This is a genomic window from Streptomyces marokkonensis (assembly GCF_008312835.1).
Taxonomy (GTDB): Bacteria; Actinomycetota; Actinomycetes; order Streptomycetales; family Streptomycetaceae; genus Streptomyces; species Streptomyces marokkonensis_A.
Window position 1 is genome coordinate 118,934 of sequence record NZ_VSKS01000004.1, and the last position, 18,728, is coordinate 137,661.

Genomic DNA, 18,728 nt, shown 5'->3' on the forward strand with positions numbered 1-18,728 from the left:
CAGTGCACTCGATCGCTGTCCGCCGCTGTCCGCGGCAGGAAAGTCTCTCAGTACCAGGAAATGTGCCGATCATAGAGGCCCGCGCCGGGGCCTTCCAGCCACTGTCCGGCCTCCAGGACGGTTACGCATCTCTGCCCGATCGTTTCTGCCCACGCCTGGACGGCTTCTGCGGGCCTCCGACCAGTTGTGACGTTCCGTGAGTGCGCGGGGTGTCGACTCCGCCCGGCTTCGTCCGGATTCCCGCCGTTCTCACCCGTCCGGTGCAGTTGAACAGGACGCAGTATGACAAATACCCACAGTCTGGGGGGCGGTGTCCCGCGAACCGTCTCCCGGAGGTCCCCGTGCCGCGTCAGCTCACCCCGAGAGGACTCGGTCGTGAGGCGCTGCGGGAGCGGCTGAGCCGATCGGGTGTACGGCCCCGGCTGCGCAGCACGGCGGCGATGTGCACGACCATGTCGGCGCTCGCGGCGACCTCGATGCTGAGCGTGCCCTCCGTCGCCGAGCCGTTCTCCGCGGAGCCCTGCGCCCTCACCCGCACCGACGCCCACCACTCCGAGGGCCTGGACACCTGGAACGCCGCCTACCCCCGCCCCGCCCGCCGGCTGGACGCGGTGATGGTGTTCCTGTCCTTCCCCGACGCGCACCCCCTGACCACGCCCGACGAGCTCGCCGCCGACCACTTCCCGGCGACCGGCACCTTCTTCCGGCGGGCCTCCTACGGCAAGTTCACCCTGCGCCCGCACCCCCTGCGGCAGTGGATCCGCATGCCGCGCCCGTCCACGGCGTACGCCATACAGCGCGACTGGACCGTCGCCCACCGCGCGGCCTATCTGCGCGACGCGCTCGCCGTGGCCGACCGGCACGTCGACTTCTCGCGCTACGACATCGTGTACTTCGTCGCCGATCCGGACGCGCCGGGCGTGGACTCCGACGCCACCAAGGTCGTCAACCTGGACCGTCCGCTGCGCGCCGACGGCACCGACATCCGGCGGGTCGTCACCGTGTTCGAGAACCACCCCCCGGACCGGCTCGTCCTCGCCCACGAGACCGGACACGTCTTCGACCTGCCCGACCTCTACCACCGGCCCGTGGACGGCAAGGGCGACTGGGACACCCATGTCGGCGACTGGGACCTGATGGGCAGCCAGTTCGCCCTCGCCCCGGATCTGTTCGGCTGGCACAAGTGGAAGCTGGGCTGGCTGGAACCCCGGCAGGTGCGGTGCGTGCGGGACGCGGGGCCGGTGCGGCTCACGCTGGAGCCGCTGGGGGCGGGACCGGGGACGCCGGTGACCGGGGCCGCGGGGGCGCCGTCCTTCGGCCTCGGGCGGGGCACCAAGCTCGCGGTGGTGCGCACCGGCGCCGACAGCGTGCTCGCCTTCGAGGCGCGCGGGCCGGTCGGCAACGACGCGGCGGCCTGCCGACAGGGGGTGCTGGTCTACCGGGTGAACAGCGGCACCCGGTCCGGGCGCGGACCCGTCGAGGTCGTCGACGCCCACCCGCACACCGAGGCCTGCTGGGAGGACTCCGTCTACCCGCCGCTCGCCGACGCGCCGGTCGCCCTCGGCGAGAGCTTCACGGTGCCGGGGGAGTCCGTACGGGTGGAGGTGGAGGGGCGCACGGCGTCGGGGGCGTGGACGGTGAAGATCACCACCGGCTGACCGGCGCGAGGTGGGTACGCAGAAGGCCCCCCGCGTGAAGCGGGGGGCCTTCTGCGTGTCGTGCGCCGCCAGGGACTCGAACCCCGGACCCGCTGATTAAGAGTCAGCTGCTCTAACCAACTGAGCTAGCGGCGCCTGCTGACGTCGTAGACATTAGCATCACGATCGGCGGGAGGAAAAATCGATATCCGCACGACCGCGCGGGCCGCCCGCACGGCCGCCCAGAGCAGCACCTCCGGGCCCGGCAGCCAGGGGCGACGGGTGTCCGGGGCGACCAGCCAGCGGGAGCCGGAGCGGGCGGCGGGCGCGGCCGCGCCGGTGAGGGCGGGGACGGTCACCGCGTCGCCGGTGCCGTGGCACAGCAGCGGCGGCACCCCGTCCGTCCGCGCGCCGCGCGCGTCCCACTCCTCCCACTCCATGAGGGCCGGCAGCCGCTGTGCCGTGCCCGGCGCGGCGAAGAGCAGCATCCGGCCGCGGAACTCCGCCACCGGACCCGAGCCCGGGCCCTCCTCCCACATCCGGTCCAGCATCCGGCGCCCGAAGACCGCGGGCGTGCTCACCACGTCGAAGACCACACCGCAGGGCAGCACCAACGGGGCGTCCGGACGCTCCCTCCACAGCGAGAGCGTGCTGCGCGGATGCGTTCCGGCCGAGGCGAGCCAGGCGGCACCGTCCGGGGTGACACCGCTGACGTCGGAGGCGTTCCGTGTGCTGCTCATGACGGACAGGTCTACCCGCCGTGAGGGAACGGTTCCGCAGAGTCGCCCGAACCGGTCACGCGGAGCCGGGTGAGCGAGTATCGTGCCCACCCGGCATATGCCACGCCCGTTCGAGCAGGGGCCCCGGCGCGGGGCTCACGCGAGGTCGGCGTGCCCCGGGCCCTCGCCGCCCCGCATCAGCTCACGGCCGAACTCGACCATCTTCTTCGCGTAGTCCTCGGTCCACTCGGCGCGCTCGGCGATGTCCGCCGCCGTCAGCCGGTCGAAGCGCCGGGGGTCGGCCAGCTGGGCCGCCGCCATCGCCTGGAACTCCGTCGCCCGGTCCGCCGCGGCACGGAACGCGAGCGTCAGCTCGGTCGCCCGCTCCAGCAGCGCGCGCGGATCCTCGATCGACTCCAGGTCGAAGAAGTGCTCGGGATCCGAGGCCGCCTCCGCGGGCTCGAACAGCAGGGGCGCGGGGCGTAGCCGCGGCTGCTCCCGACGCGGCGTGTGCTCCGCCATGACGTCTCCTTCACGTACGTCGCGATCGACCCCCAGGAAAGCGGGCCACCGTCCATTGTCCCGCGCCCCCGCAAGAGGGCCTCGTTCCGCCGGGAGCGGGACATCAGGGCCGCCACCCCACCCGGTGTTCCGCCAGGTGTGCCAGGACCGCGTGGTTGGCCTCCCAGCCGTCGGGGAACTTCACCAGCGTTCCCAGCTGGACCGGTTCCGTGGACGGGTAGTCGTCCAGGAGGCCGGTCACGCCCTCGCGGCAGACCACGATGCAGGCGTGGCGGTGGCGGGAGGCGAGGACGCACAGGCGGCCCGTTTCCAGGTGGAAGGCGGTGGCGTCGGGGCGCCCGGAGAGGGGGTGGAGGACGACCGTGACGTCGTACTCGCGGCCCTGGAGCCGGTTCGCCGTGTCGACGACCACATCCGTCACGCCGAGTTCCGCGAGTGCCGCGCGGATCGCCGCCGCCTGGTCGCGGTGGGCGGTGCCCACGGCGACGCGGTCCGCGGTGAGGGGGGTGGGATCGGGGGAGCGCTCGGAGGCCGCCGCCCCGCCGCGGTCCAGGAGGCGGCGGACGATCAGGGCCACCGACCGGACCGCCTCCGGGTCCGTGCGCGGGGTGTGGCGGGCGGGGAGTTCCAGCAGGCCCCAGCCGGATTCCGCCGCCTCGTCGATCACCCGGTCGGGGCCGGAACCGTCCGACGGGACGGAGAAGGAGAGCCCGCGGTCGCCGTGGTCCGTGCCGCTGCGGAACGGCGTGTACGGGTAGAAGGCGTCCGAGACCAGGGGCGCCGCCGAGGCGGGGAGGCGCCAGGAGACCGGCAGGCGGTGCTGCGGGAGCTCGGGGTTGTGGGCGAGCAGGGTCGTCACCGCGGAGCCGGAGGGGTCGTAGGACAGGCCCGCCCACTGTTCGGCGCCCACGATGGAGAACGGGTCGAGCTGACCCGGGTCGCCCACGAACAGCGCCCGCTCGAACAGGTTGGCCACGGCGAGCAGCGCGTCCGAGCGCATCTGGTACGCCTCGTCCACGATCGCGTGCGCCCACGGCTCGACGCCCTTGACGTGCGCCCACTTCGCCGCCGTGGAGATCACCACGGGCAGCCCGGTGAGATCGGCGGCCTTCGCCGACGTGCGTACGTGGTCCAGCGCGTCGAGCGCCTTGTCGTACGGGTCGGTGTCACTGCTGTGGAGGCGTCCCACCGGCAGGTCCGGGTTCTTCTCGGCGAGGCGGAGGACCAGGTCGTCGACCTGTGCGTTGGTCTGCGCCACCACCATCAGGGGGCGGCCCGCCTCCGCCAGCTCCAGCGCCGCCCGCACCACCAGCGTGGACTTGCCGGCGCCGGGCGGGGAGTCGACGACGACACCCCGCGCGGTGCCGTGCAGGGTGTCGTGGAGGATCGCGTCGGTGGCGCGGGTCGCGGCCGCACCCGGGTCGAACACGGCCCGCGGGGCAGGGGCGGTCACAGCACGTCCTCCTCGGTCACCGGGTCGGCGGGCTCCGGCGCGGGCTCCTCGCCTGGCGGACCGCCGTGGGTCCACGGGGTCTCCTCCGGGTCGGGCAGCTTCGCCCCGCCGCGCGGTTCGTGCTCGAACAGCGTGAAGCACACGCGGTCGCCCTTCTCGGGGACGGACCCCTCCTCGGGCTCCTTGCCCCTGCCCATCTTGTCCAGGACGCGCAGGACCAGCAGACCGCCCTCCGGCCCGTCCTCGTACCCCGCGAACTCCGCCGTCTGCGGCTTGCCGCCCAGCGAGCGGTACACCCGCGCCCGCTCGCCGAGATGCGGGCGGTCGTCCGTGCGGACGGTGACCAGCGGGCGCGGGCTCGGCCGCTTGCTCTCGCTGTACGCCATCACCACATCGGTGACCTCGCCCGCGAACGCCTCACCGGACAACCGCCGGGCCGCCATCACCAGCGGGTCGTCGAGCGCCTCCTGCGCCTCGAGGCGGGCCTGCTCGCGCTCGCGCGTGGCGAGCTTGTTCGCCGCGGTGACCGCGTCGTCGCGGCGCGGCTGCGGCGGCTCGCCGGCCGCCACCCGGTCCCGGTGCCCGGTGAACGACCAGCGGTCGCGCGTCCAGCGCTCCTCCACGCGCGCGCCCTCCGGAAGCTCCCGCAGCAGGTCGAGGCCCTGCCACACGGCCTTCCAGGTGGGCAGCGTGCGGCTCTCCACCAGCGCGCGGATCTCCCGCTCGGCGGCGGTCAGGGCGCCCAGGCGGTCGTCGGCCTCCAGGCCGTCCTCCGCCGCCGCGAGCGCGGTCCGGGCGCGGTCGTAGCGCTCGATGGCCGGGGCGAGCAGCTTGTTGTCGAACGCCGGATCGGTCGCCGGGCCCGCGGGCGGGCACAGCAGTTGCCCGTCCGCGTCCCGGGCGAGCTCGGCCTCCTGCGCGGCCTCGGCACCCGAGCGGCCCTCCGGCGGGGCGATCCAGGCGAGCAGCGCCCCCAGGTGCTGGTCCTCCAGCGTGGACTGTCCGGTCGCCCAGTGCCGGCCCAACACCTCGGTCATCGCCAGCAGCAGCGAGGAACCGGGCACCCTCGCCCGCTCCCCGAAGTGCGTCAGCCACCGCCCGAGCAGCGGCACCCGGGGCGGCGCCGGGAACGGGGTCTCCGGGTCCTGCTCCGCCGTGCGCCGGAACCGCGTGGAGCGCCCGAGCAGCCGTACGAGGTCGATGCCGGCCCGGCTCGGCACGACCAGCTGGGGCGCGTCCGCGCACAGCTCGACCTCGACCTTGACCCGCTTGCCCGTCCCGGGGTCGGTCTCGGAGCGCTCGGCGGCCTCCACGGCGTCCGCGAACCCGTCGACGTACGGCAGCACCACGTCGGCCAGCTCGGCCAGGAACGCGAACCGCAGCTCGCGGTCGCGCGGCTGCGGCACCACCAGCAGCCGCGGCGCGTCCCGGTCGGTGCCCACCAGCGCGCCGAGCGGGGCGCCCGCCTCACCGGCGGTGGTGAGCGGCACGAAGACCAGGGGACGCCCGGACAGATGCCGGTGCCGGACGGTGGCGGCGGGCTGGGCGCGGCCGGTGCTGACGGCCTCGAGCCGGGCGAGGGTGGCGATCAGCGACAAGGGGCCACCTCCACGGCGGCCGTCTCCAGTGCCTCCGCGCGCAGGGCCGCCGCCCTGCGCAGCGCGGCCACCGCCGGGTCGTCGGGATCACCGGCCTCCCCGCGGGCCGCCGCCAGCACCTCCCCGATCGTCGTCAGACCGCCCAGCTCCGCCCGTACCGGACGGCCCAGGCGGGTCACCATGTCCTGCGCGCGGGAACGGTCCCGGCAGTGGAAGGCCAGCTCGCACGCGGACAGGCACTCCGGCGCGTAGGTCGCCGGGACCGACTCCACGGCATCGGCCAGCCGCTCCGCGGGCAGCTCGGGCGAGAAGCACGTGCCCTCGGGGAGCGTGTCGGCGATCTCCTCGATGCGGGTGAGCCGGACCAGCTGGCGGGCGGTCACCGCACGCTGCTTGCGCACGTCCACGGCGGACGCGGTCGGCAGGTTGGAGAAGTCCTTGGGACACACCAGCAGGATCCGGTGCCGCACGCGCGGGGCCGGGTCCAGCCGCGCCGCGACCCGCTCCAGCGCCAGCACGTACACCGCCGCCTGGCGGGCCGCCGCGCCGACCTTCGCGGGGTCCGCGGCGCCGTCCAGCATCGGGAAGGACTTGATCTCCACGACCGTCCAGCTCCCGTCCGGGTGCACCACCACCGCGTCGGGCTCCAGGAAGGCGGGGGAGCCCGCGACGTCCAGCGCGAGCATCGGGTGGTCCAGCAGCGTCCACGCGCCGGGTGCCTCGCCGGCCTCGCGCAGCGCCAGCTCCGTACGGGCCGTTCGGCCCTCGGGGCCCTGCGCGGTCAGATCGGGCACGCACGCGCTGGCGGGCGGCTCGGCGCCGCGGTCCAGCTTCTCGTGGGCGAGGCGCAGCAGCTCCGTACCGCCGTCCGCCTTGACCTTCGCCTCGAACGCGTTGCCCCGGACGAACGCGAACTGCGACTGGCCGAAGACCGAGGGCGAGCCCAGCGCGCTCGCCAGCGCAGCCTTGTCCACCCCGGCGCCGTCGAGGATCGCGCGCCGTCTGCAGCCCGGGTTGGCGGCGAGGGCGGCCAGGGCGCGCGCGTCCAGCGCCTTGGCCGGTACCTCGGGACCGCGCAGCTCAGCGAGCCGGTGCCGGAGCCCCTTCCCCCGCGTCCGAGGGGGAGGCACCCGGTTCGGTCCCTGCTCCGTACCGCGACTCGTGATGCCGCTGCCGTGGAATTCGCTCACCCGCGGAAGTCTGGCATCCGGCACTGACAATCGAGGCAGGTGTGCCGGACGAGTCCGCCGGGACGGGTGCGGGGCGGGGCAGGAACCGGGCCTTCGCCAGGTCCGCGTACCGCATCACGACGGGGGCCAGCAGCAGGCCGGCACCCATGACGGCGGCGCCCGCGGCCGCGTCGAGGAAGTAGTGGTTCGCGGTGCCCATCACCACGATCGTGGTCACCAGCGGGTAGACGACGGCGGCGGTCCTCATCAGACGCGTGCGCCCGTACTTCCACAGGATCACGCCGCACCACAGCGCCCAGCCCACGTGCAGGCTCGGCATCGCGGCGTACTGGTTGGTCATGCCGCCGAGCCCGCGCGGGGCGCTCGCCTCACCGCCCCACCAGCCGTACGCGCTGTAGTGCGCCATCGTGTCCACGAAGCCGTGGCTCGCGTCGAGCAGCCGGGGCGGGCAGGTGGGCAGCAGGGTGAAACCGATCAGGCCGATGAACGTGGACGTCATCAGCCAGGTGCGGGCCGCGCGGTAGTGCACGGCGCGGGACCGGAACAGCCAGACGAGGATCGCCGGGGTCACCAGGTAGTGCAGCGACGCGTACCAGAAGTCGGCGGGTATCCCGATCCACGGTTCGCGGGTGAAGAGACGGTTCAGCGGGTGCTCGGCGTTGAGGAACAACGCCTTCTCCACGCGCAGGATCGCCAGACCGTGGTCCACGGCGTCGGTGACGTCACCCCGGACGAGCAGCCGCCCCGCCGAGTAGCAGGCGTACACCAGGAGGATGAGCGGCAGCTCGGTCCACCAGCGCAGCCGGGTCGCCGGGACCGTCTCGGTGCCCGGAGTCTCGGTGTGCGGCATCCGGTCGCTCCCCCTTCGTCCTCGCGCGCCGCTTGTCGGCGGCCGTTCACTCTACGGTGTGGGCGCGTCCCCCCGTGAGACGCCCTCGGCCCCGATAGACGCAAAGATCTCCCCCCGGGTTGCCCCCGACCAGCGTGCGCGATGATGGGGACGTCCCGCCTGCGAATTTCCCGGAAGGTACCCCATGGCACCGCGCATCCTGCTGGCCCGGCACGGACAGACGCAGTGGTCGCTGTCCGGCAAGCACACCGGCAGGACCGACGTACCGCTCCTGGAGGAGGGCCGGCGGGGCGCCGAGCTGCTGGGCGAGCGCCTGCGCCGGGCGCCGTACGACGGGCTGTCCGGCGTCGAGGTGCGCACCAGCCCGCTGGCCCGGGCGCGGGAGACGTGCGAGCTGGCCGGGTTCGGTGACCGCGCGGAGAGCTGGGACACGCTCATGGAGTGGGACTACGGGGCGTACGAGGGCATGACCCCGGCGGAGATACAGGCGTCCCGGCCCGGCTGGCTGATCTGGCGTGACGGGGTGCCCGGGGGCGAGAGCCTGGCCGAGGTCACCGCCCGTGCGGACGAGGTGGTGGGCTGGGCCCGGTCCGCCGACCGTGACGTGCTGGTCTTCGCCCACGGGCACATCCTGCGGTCGATCGGGGCGCGGTGGCTGGGGCTGCCGCTGGACTTCGCGGCGCGTGTCCGTCTCCATCCGACGTCGCTGTCGGTGCTGGGGTGGGCGTACGGGGAGCCGGCGATCGAGACGTGGAACGATCTGGGGCACCTGGTTCCCTGACATCCGCTGCGGGCAGTCGTGCCTCCCCCAGTGCCTCGATGGCCTGGGAGGTGCCCCCAGGGGCGATGGGGGTCCCCCCGCTCATGGGGGAGGAGCCGAGAGTGGGGGAGGGTTGGCGCGGCGGCACCCCGCCAACGCCGGGCTGCGCGACCACCCCCGGCCGGCACCCGCACAGGGCACCCCGTGAGCGCCGGCCCTGCGGAGGGGGCTGCCCGCGGCCACCGCGGCTGTCACACCGCCCGGGGCAGCGACGAGTGGCGGTCCAGGAAGGCCGAGACGCCCGCGGCGCGGCGGTGGGGGAGGAGGACCCGGGAGGTGCCCGCCAGCATCGTCCGGACCCGGGAGGACTGGACCTCGTTCAGCAGGTCCAGAACCCGCATGCCCGCCGCCGCCGCCTCGTCCGGCCGTCCTCCGCGGGCCAGGTCGTCCGCCAGCTCCGCCGTGTACAGGGCGATGTTGCGCGTGAAGTGCGGATCCTGCAGCTCCGCCGCCCGCCGCGCGTGCCGCGCCGCCCGCGGCCAGTCGCCCAGCGTCGACCAGCACTGCGCCTCGAGGCCCTCAAGCTCCGCCTCGCCGTAGAAGCTCATCCACTCGGGGTCCGCCTCCGAGGGCCCGCGCTCGAAGTAGGCGTCCGCCCGGGCCAGCGCCTGCTCGCACCCCGTGCGGTCGGCGAGCCCCGCCCAGCCGCCCGCCTCACGCAGCGCCAGCAGCGACATCAGCCGGGGGGAGCCCAGCGGCCTCGCCACCCGCTGCGCCGCCTGCGCCGCCCGCACCGCCTCCCGGGGCCGGCCCGCGTCCCGCGCGAGGAACGCCGTGTTGCAGAAGGCGTGCGCCTCCAGCCCCGGGTCCCCGGTCACCCGCGAGGTCGCCAGCGCCTCCGCGTAGTGCGAGCGCGCGTCGTCGAAGCGGCCCGAGTCGTGCGCCAGCCAGCCCACCGAGATGGCCAGCTCGCCGGCGCCCGAGTAGAGCCGGTCCGCGGTCCGCTGCCGGATCGCCCCGGCGTCCAGCAGCGCGTACGCGGCACGCAGGGGGGCCGCCGCTCGGCGGTAGAGCCCGTCCGCCCCGTGCCGGTCGTCCAGCAGCCGGATCCGGCGGACGGCCTCCTCCAGGGCGCCCGCGTCGCTCGCCCCCGCCCGGCGCACGGCGCGCTGCGCCGCCGAGGCGTCGGAGGCGAACCCGTAGGGGCTCAGTGAGGCGGCGGCCACCGTGGCGCCACCGCCGGTCATGAATGCGCGACGCAGCACGTCGCTCTCCTCGTGGTCGTGCGGGTCGTACGTGTCGTACCGGTCCTGCGTCTCATACGGCTCGTACGCCCCGCTGGTCTCACTCGTGGCGTTCGCCGGGTTCTCGGGGTGGTCCGCGGGGGTGTCCCCGGCGGCCCGGGCCCGGCGCCCGCGGACCGACGAGCGGGGCGCGAAGCCCAGGTCGGTCAGGGTGCGGCCGGGGAACATGTGCAGGAAGACCCGTTCATAGGCGTAGTTGGGGCAGCGGATCTCGCCCGCCTCCACCCGGTGCACGTACCGCGCGTCACAGCTGACCCGCTCGCCGATCTCGCGGGCGGCCCGCCGTACCGCCGCGGCGAACTCGGCCGGCGAGCGCGCACCGCGCAGCTGCCGGAAGACCAGGTTCGGCCGCGGTGGCCGATGGGGCGTGGACGAGGGCACCGTTGACGACGCCATGGCCGGGTCCTCTCTGCGAACCGTCGAACCATGCCGGGAACAGGGCGGGTGGTCCGTGTGCCACCCTGTTTCCGGCGGGCATGAACGTACCTGTTGTGACGGACTCACCACGCAGAGTTTGGCTACAAAACGGATATGTCCTCCGTGATCTGCCATGAACTGCCATCCTTTGCGGCGGACTTCCGCCGTAGCCGTTGACGGCCCGGCTCGTTGCACTCTGCGGACCGGGAGCCCGCCCGACTCCCGACTCGCTTGTCCAAGCAGGGATTCGTGTGGTGGAGGCCGGGGATGATGATGACCAGCCGGAGCGACGATCGGTTAGAACCGCCGTGCACGGACTGTGAGGTGGTCACGGTGCCGGCCCGCCAGGGTCTGGAGGCGGTCGACATCCTGCGGCGCGGAGCAGCCGGCGACGCGGTGGGCCTGGTGCTGCACGACGACGGCGGAGCCACGCTCGGCTTCCTGGTGCCGGCCGGGACGGCCGCCGCCTGGGACGTGCCGGGCAGCACCTGCACGGAGACCGACGGCCGCGGGCTGCGGCCGACCCCCGAGCCGCCGGTGGCGGGCTCGGACTGGCTGCTGCCGCCCGGCGAGGCGGATCTGGCGACGGACCCCGCGGTGCTGCGCGAGGCACTCGGCGAGGCGCAGCGGATGATCGAGGCGGCCGACAGCTGTTCCTGAGCCCCGGGCGGGCTCCCTCCCCGCGCGTGGGGGCGGTAAGACGGCCGGCCGCGGGCGCCTGGGACAATGAGGGCATGGGCAGGGCCAGGAGCGGTGGACGTGGACAGGGCGGCGGCGCGGAGGCCGTCACGGAGAACGTCGACGGCGGACTCGCCCGGCTCGTCCCCGACCGGGACCGTGCGCGGGCCTGGACCCTGCTGATCGACGGGGCCCCGCAGTCGCACGTCGACCTGGACGACCCGTCGTACCTGTCGTTCGAGTACCAGCGCCGCTTCGGCCATGTCGTCGATCTCGCCGCCCCGCCCGGCAAGCCCCTGCGGGCCGTGCACCTCGGAGGTGGCGCGTTCACCCTCGCCCGGTACGTCGCGGCCACCCGCCCCCGCTCCACCCAGCAGGTCGTCGAACGCGACGCGGCCCTGGTGCACCTGGTCCGCCGCGAACTGCCGCTGGACGCCCGGGCCCGGATCCGGGTGCGCTCGGCGGACGCCCGTGACGGGCTCGCCAAGGTGCCGGACGGCTGGGCCGGGCTGGTCGTCGCCGACGTCTTCGGCGGGGCCCGCACCCCGGCCCACCTGACGTCGACCGAGTTCCTCGACGAGGTCCGCAGGGCCCTCGCCCCCGGCGGGGTCTACGCCGCCAACCTCGCCGACGGGCCCCCGCTCACGCATCTGCGCGGTCAGATCGCCACCGCCGCCGCCCGGTTCGGGGAGCTCGCGCTGATCGCCGACGCGGCCGTGCTGCGCGGCAGACGGTTCGGCAACGCCGTCCTGGTCGCCTCCGACGCTCCCCTGCCGATCGCCGAGCTGACCCGGCGCGCCGCCTCCGACCCGCACCCGGGCCGGGTCCAGCACGGCAGGGAACTCCTCGACTTCACCGGCGGGGCCACCCCCGTCACGGACCTCGCCGCGGTCGCGTCACCGGCGCCGCCCGCGTCCGTCTTCCGCTGAACCCTCGGGTGACAGCGGTTCAGTACGTGCCGATCTCCACCCGCGGCGGGCCGTCGTGCCAGGTGCAGAACACCGACACCCGGTCGGCGCCCGAGGCGAACTCCACCCGGATCCACGTCTCCGTCTTCCACACCTGCATCGACCAGCCGGCGCCCGGGGTCGCCGACACCAGCGACGCGGACGTCTCGCCGAGGTCGAAGACCGCCCGGCCGCCCTTGGTGTCATAGCTCCTGACATCGCCGGATGCGGCCGGCGGGGGCGGGGCGGGGGACGTCGCGGGCGCACCGGTCCGGGAGGGCTCCGGCTCCGGTTCCGGCTTCCGGGACGCCGTGCCGGGCTCGTCCGACTCTCTCCGCGACTCCCCGGCGTCCTTCGAGGGCCCCGCGGACGGCCGCCGGGTCGACGACGACACCGCGCGCGACTCCTCCTCGGCCGCCGCGATGGGCAGGGCGCGGGGCGGGTCGTAGGCGGTGCCCTCCATCACGGTGCTGACGCCCCACCACGACAGCGTGACCGCCGCGCCCGTGGCGAGCAGCCAGGCCAGTACGTGTACGAGTCCTCTGCGCATCGTCGGCCCATACTGCCCCACGAGCCCCACGGGTGTCGCGCCCGAGGAGGTGCCCGGAGTTGTCCACAGGCCCCGACGGCCCCCGCCCGGCATGGCGTACGGTGCCGCCCATGGCAAGTGTTCTCGTGGTCGAGGACGACCAGTTCGTACGCTCGGCGCTGATCCGGCAGCTGACCGACGCCTCGCACACCGTGCGCAGCGTGGGCACGGCGCTGGAGGCGCTGCGCGAGGTCGCCCATTTCCGCTTCGACGTGGTCGTCCTGGACCTCGGACTGCCCGATCTCGACGGCTCCGAGGCCCTGAAGATGCTGCGCGGCATCACCGACGTGCCCGTGATCGTCGCCACCGCCCGGGACGACGAGACGGAGGTCGTGCGGCTGCTCAACGCCGGCGCGGACGACTATCTGACCAAGCCCTTCTCGGTGGAGCACCTCTCGGCCCGGATGGCGGCCGTGCTGCGCCGGGCGCGCTCCGGCGGCGGCGAGGCGGCGCCCTCTGCCGTGATCCGGGTCGGCGGGCTCACCGTCGACCCGCTGCGCCGGCAGGCCGAACTGGACGGCGTACGGCTCGACCTGACGCGGCGCGAGTTCGACCTGCTCGCCTTCCTCGCCGGGCGGCCGGGCGTGGTCGTGCCCCGCAAGGAACTGCTCGCCGAGGTGTGGCAGCAGTCCTACGGCGACGACCAGACCATCGACGTCCACCTGTCCTGGCTGCGCCGGAAGCTGGGGGAGACCGCCGCCCGGCCGCGCTACCTGCACACCCTGCGGGGTGTCGGCGTGAAGCTGGAGCCGCCCGCGCACGCGCCCCAAGCGGAGCCGCCGCGATGAGATGGGCCCTGGTGAAGGTGTCGCTGGCGGTGACCGCGATGGTCGTGGTCGCCTTCGCGGTGCCGCTCGGCCTGGTCATCCGGGAGATGGCCCGCGACCGCGCCTTCGCGGGCGCCGAGCGGGAGGCGGCGGCCGTCGCCCCCGCGCTGTCCATCACCACCGACCGCGACCAGCTCGAACGCGTCGTCGCGTCCGCCGGTTCCGGCGCCGCGATGGCCGTGCACATCCCGGCGGGCGCCGGCAGCGAGGCACTCGAGCTCGGGCAGCGGCGGGCCTCCGACGAGGACATCGCGGCGGTGCGGGAGCTGGGCCGCGCCTCCACCTCCACCGTGTCCGGCGGTTCGGCGCTGCTCCAGCCGGTGGCGCTGAGCTCCGGCGAGATCGCCGTGGTCGAGGTGTTCGTCCCCGAGTCCGAGGTCACCAACGGGGTCGGCACGGCCTGGGCCGTGCTCGCCGCGGTCGGAGTCGCGCTGATCCTCGGCTCGGTCGCGGTCGCCGACCGGCTGGGCGTCCGGATGGTGCGGCCCGCCCAGCGGCTGGTCGAGGGGGCGCACGAGCTGGGGGAGGGCAAGCTGGGCGCCCGGGTACGGGAGGAGGGACCGACCGAACTGCGGCTGGCGGCCGTCGCGTTCAACTCCATGGCCGACCAGGTCGTCCAACTGCTCGCCAACGAAAGGGAGCTGGCCGCCGATCTGTCGCACCGGCTGCGCACGCCCCTGACCGTGCTGCGGCTCAACGCCGCCTCCCTCGGCGACGGACCGGCCGCCGAGCAGACCCGGGCGGCGGTCGAGCAGTTGGAGCGCGAGGTGGACACCATCATCCGTACCGCCCGGGACGCCAAGCCGCAGACGGCCGCGGCGGGTCCCGGCGCCGGCTGCGACGCGGCCGAGGTCGTGCGGGAGCGGATGGCGTTCTGGTCGGCGCTCGCCGAGGACGAGGGCCGTAAATGGCGGGTGGCCGGGGCCGACCGGCCGGTGCGCATACCCGTGGCCCGCGCCGATCTGGCCGCCGCCCTCGACGCGCTGCTCGGCAACGTCTTCCGGCACACCCCCGAGGGCACCGCGTTCGCGGTCGACGTGCACAACGGCGAGGACGCGGTGATCGTCCTCGTCTCCGACGCGGGCCCCGGCATACCCGACCCCGAGGCGGCGATGGCCCGCGGCCGTGGCTCCGGCAGCGACGGCTCGACCGGGCTCGGCCTGGACATCGTGCGCCGGCTCGCGGAGGCCACCGGCGGGGACGTACGGATCGGTTCGTCGGTGCTCGGCGGAACCGAGGTGCGCGTCTGGATCCAGCTCGACGGACGCGAGCGGGCACCCCGGCGACGAGGGCACCGGGGGAGCGTACGCCGGCGTCGCGTGCCGGGCCGCCTGGCCGGGTCCTTCAACCGGTCCCGATCCCTTCCTTGAGCGCACCCCAAGGCCGGCGACGGCCACCCGCGTCACCCCGGTGATCGGCGTCGACGACGTCGTCACCGAGGTCTTCACGGTCGACGACGCCACCCAGTTGGTGAACTTCGCCAAGTCCAAGGGCCTCGGCCGGCTGTCGATGTGGTCCGGCACCCGTGACCAGCAGTGCCCCGGCGGCACCAAGCCGTCCGCCGACGCCACCTGCAGCTCGATCCTCCAGGACAGGTTCGCCTTCTCGAAGAGGCGTTCGCCGCCTGCAACTGGCCCACATCCCCTTCAGGGCACGCATGCGAACGGGGCGCGGTGCCCCCCTGGGCCACCGCGCCCCGCCCCCCCCGTACCCCCCGTACCCCGCGTCCCCCGTTCCCCGTTCCCCGGTGCCCGGAGCGGGTCAGATGCCCTCGGGCTCCGGGAGTACTCCCGACTTGGCCGCACGCGCGTACCACAGGGCGCTGGACTTCGGCGTGCGCTGCTGGGTGACGTAGTCGACGTACACCGCGCCGAAGCGCTTCTCGTAGCCGTAGGCCCACTCGAAGTTGTCCAGCAGCGACCACAGGAAGTAGCCGCGCACGTCCGCGCCGTCGGCGATGGCCCGGCGCACCGCCGAGAGGTGGCCGTGCAGGTAGGCGACGCGCTCCGGGTCGTGCACCTTGCCGTCGGCGTCCGGCTTGTCGTCGTAGGCGGCGCCGTTCTCGGTGATGTACAGCGGCAGCCCGGGTGCCTCACGGGTGTAGCGCATGATCAGCTCGTGCAGGCCGGTCGGGTCGACGGACCAGCCCATCTCGGTCCGGTCGCCCGGCGACTGGTGGAAGGCGACGTCGTCCGCGGCGGGCCACGGCGAGTGCGCGCTGGACCCGTGCCCGTCGGCCCGCGGGCCCTTGGCGTCCGGGTCGGCCGCCGACACCAGGGTCGGGGTGTAGTAGTTGAGGCCGAGCGCGTCCAGCGGCTGGTGGATCAGGTCCAGGTCGCCGTCCTCGATGCACGACCAGTCGGTGAGCGACGAGGTCGCCTCGAGCAGCGTCTCCGGGTAGGCGCCGTGCAGGATCGGGCCGTGGAAGATACCGCTGGACAGGTCGTCGATCTTGCGCGCCGCCACCCGGTCCGCCGGGTCGCTGGGCGACAGCGGGCGCACCACCGAGGAGTTGAGGCTGAGCGCGACCTGGTTGCGGGCCGGCATCACCGAGCGCAGCGCCTTGGTGCCCAGGCCGTGCGCCAGGTTCAGGTGGTGGGCCGCCCGCAGCGCGGCCGCCGGGTCGGTGCGGCCGGGCGCGTGCACGCCGGACGCGTAGCCCAGGAAGGCGCTGCACCACGGCTCGTTGAGCGTCATCCACTGTTCCACGCGATCGCCCAGTGCCTCGCCCACGAGCTGCGCGTACTCGGCGAAGCGGTACGCGGTGTCCCGCTCGGGCCAGCCGCCCGCGTCCTCCAGCTCCTGCGGCAGGTCCCAGTGGTAGAGGGTGACGGCAGGCTTGATGCCGCGTGCCAGCAGCTCGTCGACCAGCCGGCGGTAGAAGTCCAGACCGCGCTGCACGGCCGGGCCGCGGCCGGTGGGCTGCACCCGCGACCAGGAGACGGAGAAGCGGTAGGCGCCCAGGCCCAGGTCCGCCATCAGCGCCACGTCGTCGCGGTAGCGGTGGTAGTGGTCGACAGCGATGTCACCGGTCTCGCCGCCGGCCGTCTTGCCCGGCGTGTGGCTGAAGGTGTCCCAGATGGAGGGGGTACGCCCGTCCTCCCGCACCGCCCCCTCGATCTGGTACGCGGAGGTCGCGGCGCCCCAGAGGAAGGCGGGAGGAAAGGTCGCCGGGGTCGCCGGCGTTGCGGAGTCAGACATGGAAGCGCTCCCATAGGAGGTCGTGGAAGACCGACGAGTACGAAAGTAGAAGGTGAGGGGCCGAGGCGGCGGTGACCCGGCCCCCAGGGTGCGAAGGTGAGGTGTGCGTCAGCCCTTGACGGCGCCCTGCATGATGCCGCCCACGATCTGCTTGCCGAAGACGGCGAAGACCAGCAGCAGGGGCAGCGTACCCAGCAGCGCACCCGCCATGATCAAGGACTGGTCGGGGGTGTACCCGCGGCCGAGGCCCGCGACCGCCACCTGCACGGTCGGGTTGCCGGTCTGGGTCAGCACCAGGAACGGCCACAGGAAGTCGTTCCACGCCTGCACGAACATCAGCATGCCGAGCACGGCCATCGCCGGCCGCGCGGCCGGGAACACCACGTGCCACACCACGCGCCAGCTGCTCGCGCCGTCGACCCGGGCGGCCTCGATGACCTCGTCGGGCAGCGCCTGAAGCAGGTACTGCCGCATGAAGAACACACCGAACGCGCTCACCAGCGACGGGAAGATGACCGCCTGCAGCTGGTCGGTCCAGTCGAGCTTGGCCACCATCATGTACAGCGGGATGATGCTGAGCTGCGGCGGAACCATCATCGTGCCGATGACCAGCAGCATCAGCGCGTTGCGGCCCTTGAAGCGCAGCTTGGCGAAGGCGAACCCGGCGACCGTCGACAGCACGACGATGGTCACCGCGGAGATACCCGCCACGATCGTGGTGTTGAGGAACGCCTCGCCGAGATTGGCGTCCTTCCAGGCGATCTCCAGGTTCTTGAACAGGTTCGAGCCGAACCAGACCGGCGGCGGGGTCTGCGCGAGGCGCTGGTTGTCCCGGGAGGCGGCGATCGCGGTCCAGACCAGCGGGAACAGCGACACGAGCGTGAACACGATCAGGATCACGTACGCGATCGGACCGCCGTGCAGCGTGCCACCCGCCCGCGCGGACTTCGGCAGGCGCGAGCGCTTCTGCTTCGAGGCGGGTGATGTCTCGGGGGGCGTCACAGTCGTCGTCACGGCCACACTCCTTAACTGCTGGCGCGCAGCCGGCGCGAGATGAGCTGGTTGATGATGCCGATGACGATCAGGATCGCGAACATCGTCCAGGCGATCGCCGAGGCGCGGCCCAGGTGCTGGTTGACCCAGCCCTGCTCGTACAGGTACAGGCCGAGCGTCTGGAACTGGTGCTCCGCCCCGCCCGACGCGCCCTTGTTGGGGTCGAACAGCAGCGGTTCGCCGAAGACCTGGCTGGCGCCGATCGTCGAGACGACCACGGTGAACAGGATCGTCGGGCGCAGCGAGGGCAGCGTCACATGGAGGAACTGCTTCCAGCGGCTGGCGCCGTCCAGCGCCGCCGACTCGTACAGGTCCTGCGGGATCGCCTGCATCGCGGCCAGGTAGATCAGCGCGTTGTAGCCGGTCCATCGCCAGATGATGATGGTCGACACGGCGATCTGACCGGGCCACTTGTCGTCCTGCCAGGCGATCGGATCGATCCCGACCGCGCCGAGGGCCCAGTTGATCATGCCGTAGTCCCGTCCGAAGAGCAGGACGAACACCAGGGTCGCGGCGGCGATCGAGGTGGCGTACGGCGCGAGCATCGCGACCCGCCAGAAGGTCGAGGCGCGGAGCTTGTAGTTGAGGATGTGGGCGATGCCCATGGCGATCATCAGCTGCGGGACGGTCGAGATGATGCCGATGGTCAGGGTGTTCTGCGCCGCGTTCCAGAAGAAGTCGTCGTCGAAGATCCGGGTGTAGTTCTTCAGTCCGACCCAGTTCATGTCGGTCGGCGCGGTCAGCTCGACCTGGTGCAGCGAGGCCCAGCCGGTGTAGATCAGCGGGAACAGCCCGAAGGCCGCGAACAGCAGGAAGAACGGCGAGACGAACGCGTACGGGCTCCAGCGTGCGTCGCGCTGCCAGCGGCGGGACAGTTTGGTCCGGCGCCGGTCTTCCTTGTCCGTGGAAGGGCCGCCGGGCGCACGGCCCGGGGCCGCGCCCCCCTTGACGGGGGACGCGGCGGTGTCGGAACGGGTGGCCAT

At 73.7% G+C, this 18,728-nt stretch carries 17 protein-coding genes, 1 tRNA gene and 1 pseudogene; 7 read left to right on the plus strand and 12 right to left on the minus strand.

What is annotated here, in order from left to right:
* Positions 1–440: 440 nt before the first annotated feature.
* Complete coding sequence (locus F1615_RS08940; RefSeq protein WP_149548600.1) at positions 441–1,658, plus strand: M6 family metalloprotease domain-containing protein; 1,218 nt, start codon at positions 441–443, stop codon at positions 1,656–1,658.
* A 61-nt stretch (positions 1,659–1,719) separates the two neighbouring features.
* Here the strand turns inward: F1615_RS08940 and F1615_RS08945 are convergent.
* From F1615_RS08945 to F1615_RS08975, 7 genes are all read right to left on the minus strand, one after another.
* A tRNA-Lys gene (locus F1615_RS08945) sits at positions 1,720–1,793 on the minus strand.
* Positions 1,784–2,377, minus strand: coding sequence for a bifunctional DNA primase/polymerase (locus tag F1615_RS08950; RefSeq protein ID WP_149548352.1), 594 nt, complete (start codon positions 2,375–2,377; stop codon positions 1,784–1,786). Before F1615_RS08950 ends, F1615_RS08945 begins: the two co-directional genes overlap by 10 nt.
* Before the next feature lie 135 nt (positions 2,378–2,512).
* Positions 2,513–2,878 carry a hypothetical protein gene (locus tag F1615_RS08955; protein WP_149548353.1) on the minus strand — a complete coding sequence of 122 codons (366 nt, stop codon included), beginning with the start codon at positions 2,876–2,878 and terminating at the stop codon, positions 2,513–2,515.
* Between the two features lie 103 nt (positions 2,879–2,981).
* A complete protein-coding gene (locus F1615_RS08960; protein ID WP_149548354.1) occupies positions 2,982–4,331 on the minus strand; it encodes an AAA family ATPase in 1,350 nt (449 codons plus the stop codon).
* Positions 4,328–5,929 (minus strand): hypothetical protein, encoded by a 1,602-nt coding sequence (locus F1615_RS08965; RefSeq protein ID WP_149548355.1) that lies wholly within the window; start codon positions 5,927–5,929, stop codon positions 4,328–4,330. Before F1615_RS08965 ends, F1615_RS08960 begins: the two co-directional genes overlap by 4 nt.
* Positions 5,920–7,059: a hypothetical protein gene (locus tag F1615_RS08970; protein WP_149548356.1), complete on the minus strand. Its 1,140-nt coding sequence runs from the start codon at positions 7,057–7,059 to the stop codon at positions 5,920–5,922. Before F1615_RS08970 ends, F1615_RS08965 begins: the two co-directional genes overlap by 10 nt.
* Complete coding sequence (locus F1615_RS08975; protein WP_149548357.1) at positions 7,010–7,969, minus strand: phosphatase PAP2 family protein; 960 nt, start codon at positions 7,967–7,969, stop codon at positions 7,010–7,012. Before F1615_RS08975 ends, F1615_RS08970 begins: the two co-directional genes overlap by 50 nt.
* A 184-nt stretch (positions 7,970–8,153) precedes the next feature.
* Between F1615_RS08975 and F1615_RS08980 the strand changes: the two genes are divergently transcribed.
* The gene (locus tag F1615_RS08980) at positions 8,154–8,750 is read left to right on the plus strand and encodes a histidine phosphatase family protein (RefSeq protein WP_149548358.1); all 597 of its coding nucleotides are present in this window, start codon (positions 8,154–8,156) and stop codon (positions 8,748–8,750) included.
* A 230-nt stretch (positions 8,751–8,980) separates the two neighbouring features.
* Here F1615_RS08980 and F1615_RS08985 read toward each other — a convergent pair whose 3' ends face one another.
* Positions 8,981–10,429 carry a hypothetical protein gene (locus tag F1615_RS08985; protein WP_149548359.1) on the minus strand — a complete coding sequence of 483 codons (1,449 nt, stop codon included), beginning with the start codon at positions 10,427–10,429 and terminating at the stop codon, positions 8,981–8,983.
* Positions 10,430–10,720: 291 nt separating this feature from the next.
* Here F1615_RS08985 and F1615_RS08990 point away from each other — a divergent pair, with 291 nt between their 5' ends.
* Positions 10,721–11,110, plus strand: coding sequence for a hypothetical protein (locus tag F1615_RS08990; RefSeq protein WP_149548601.1), 390 nt, complete (start codon positions 10,721–10,723; stop codon positions 11,108–11,110).
* Between the two features lie 74 nt (positions 11,111–11,184).
* On the plus strand, positions 11,185–12,057 hold the full coding sequence (locus tag F1615_RS08995) for a spermidine synthase (protein WP_149548360.1): 873 nt from the start codon (positions 11,185–11,187) through the stop codon (positions 12,055–12,057).
* A 19-nt stretch (positions 12,058–12,076) separates the two neighbouring features.
* On the opposite strand, the gene F1615_RS09000 is transcribed toward F1615_RS08995, so the two are convergent.
* Positions 12,077–12,625 (minus strand): hypothetical protein, encoded by a 549-nt coding sequence (locus F1615_RS09000; RefSeq protein WP_149548361.1) that lies wholly within the window; start codon positions 12,623–12,625, stop codon positions 12,077–12,079.
* Positions 12,626–12,735: 110 nt separating this feature from the next.
* Between F1615_RS09000 and F1615_RS09005 the strand changes: the two genes are divergently transcribed.
* The 3 genes and pseudogenes from F1615_RS09005 to F1615_RS36180 all read left to right on the plus strand — a co-directional run.
* Complete coding sequence (locus F1615_RS09005; RefSeq protein ID WP_208818276.1) at positions 12,736–13,452, plus strand: response regulator transcription factor; 717 nt, start codon at positions 12,736–12,738, stop codon at positions 13,450–13,452.
* Positions 13,449–14,861 carry a sensor histidine kinase gene (locus F1615_RS09010; RefSeq protein ID WP_149548362.1) on the plus strand — a complete coding sequence of 471 codons (1,413 nt, stop codon included), beginning with the start codon at positions 13,449–13,451 and terminating at the stop codon, positions 14,859–14,861. The genes F1615_RS09005 and F1615_RS09010 overlap by 4 nt, the downstream gene beginning before the upstream one ends.
* A gap of 22 nt (positions 14,862–14,883) precedes the next feature.
* Positions 14,884–15,102: pseudogene (locus F1615_RS36180) on the plus strand (chitinase); the annotation flags it as partial.
* A gap of 150 nt (positions 15,103–15,252) precedes the next feature.
* Here F1615_RS36180 and F1615_RS09020 read toward each other — a convergent pair.
* The 3 genes from F1615_RS09020 to F1615_RS09030 form a co-directional block, all read right to left on the minus strand.
* A complete protein-coding gene (locus tag F1615_RS09020) occupies positions 15,253–16,692 on the minus strand; it encodes a GH1 family beta-glucosidase (RefSeq protein WP_149548363.1) in 1,440 nt (479 codons plus the stop codon).
* Positions 16,693–16,800: 108 nt separating this feature from the next.
* A complete protein-coding gene (locus F1615_RS09025; RefSeq protein WP_149548364.1) occupies positions 16,801–17,706 on the minus strand; it encodes a carbohydrate ABC transporter permease in 906 nt (301 codons plus the stop codon).
* A gap of 11 nt (positions 17,707–17,717) precedes the next feature.
* Positions 17,718–18,728 carry a carbohydrate ABC transporter permease gene (locus F1615_RS09030; RefSeq protein ID WP_149548365.1) on the minus strand — a complete coding sequence of 337 codons (1,011 nt, stop codon included), beginning with the start codon at positions 18,726–18,728 and terminating at the stop codon, positions 17,718–17,720.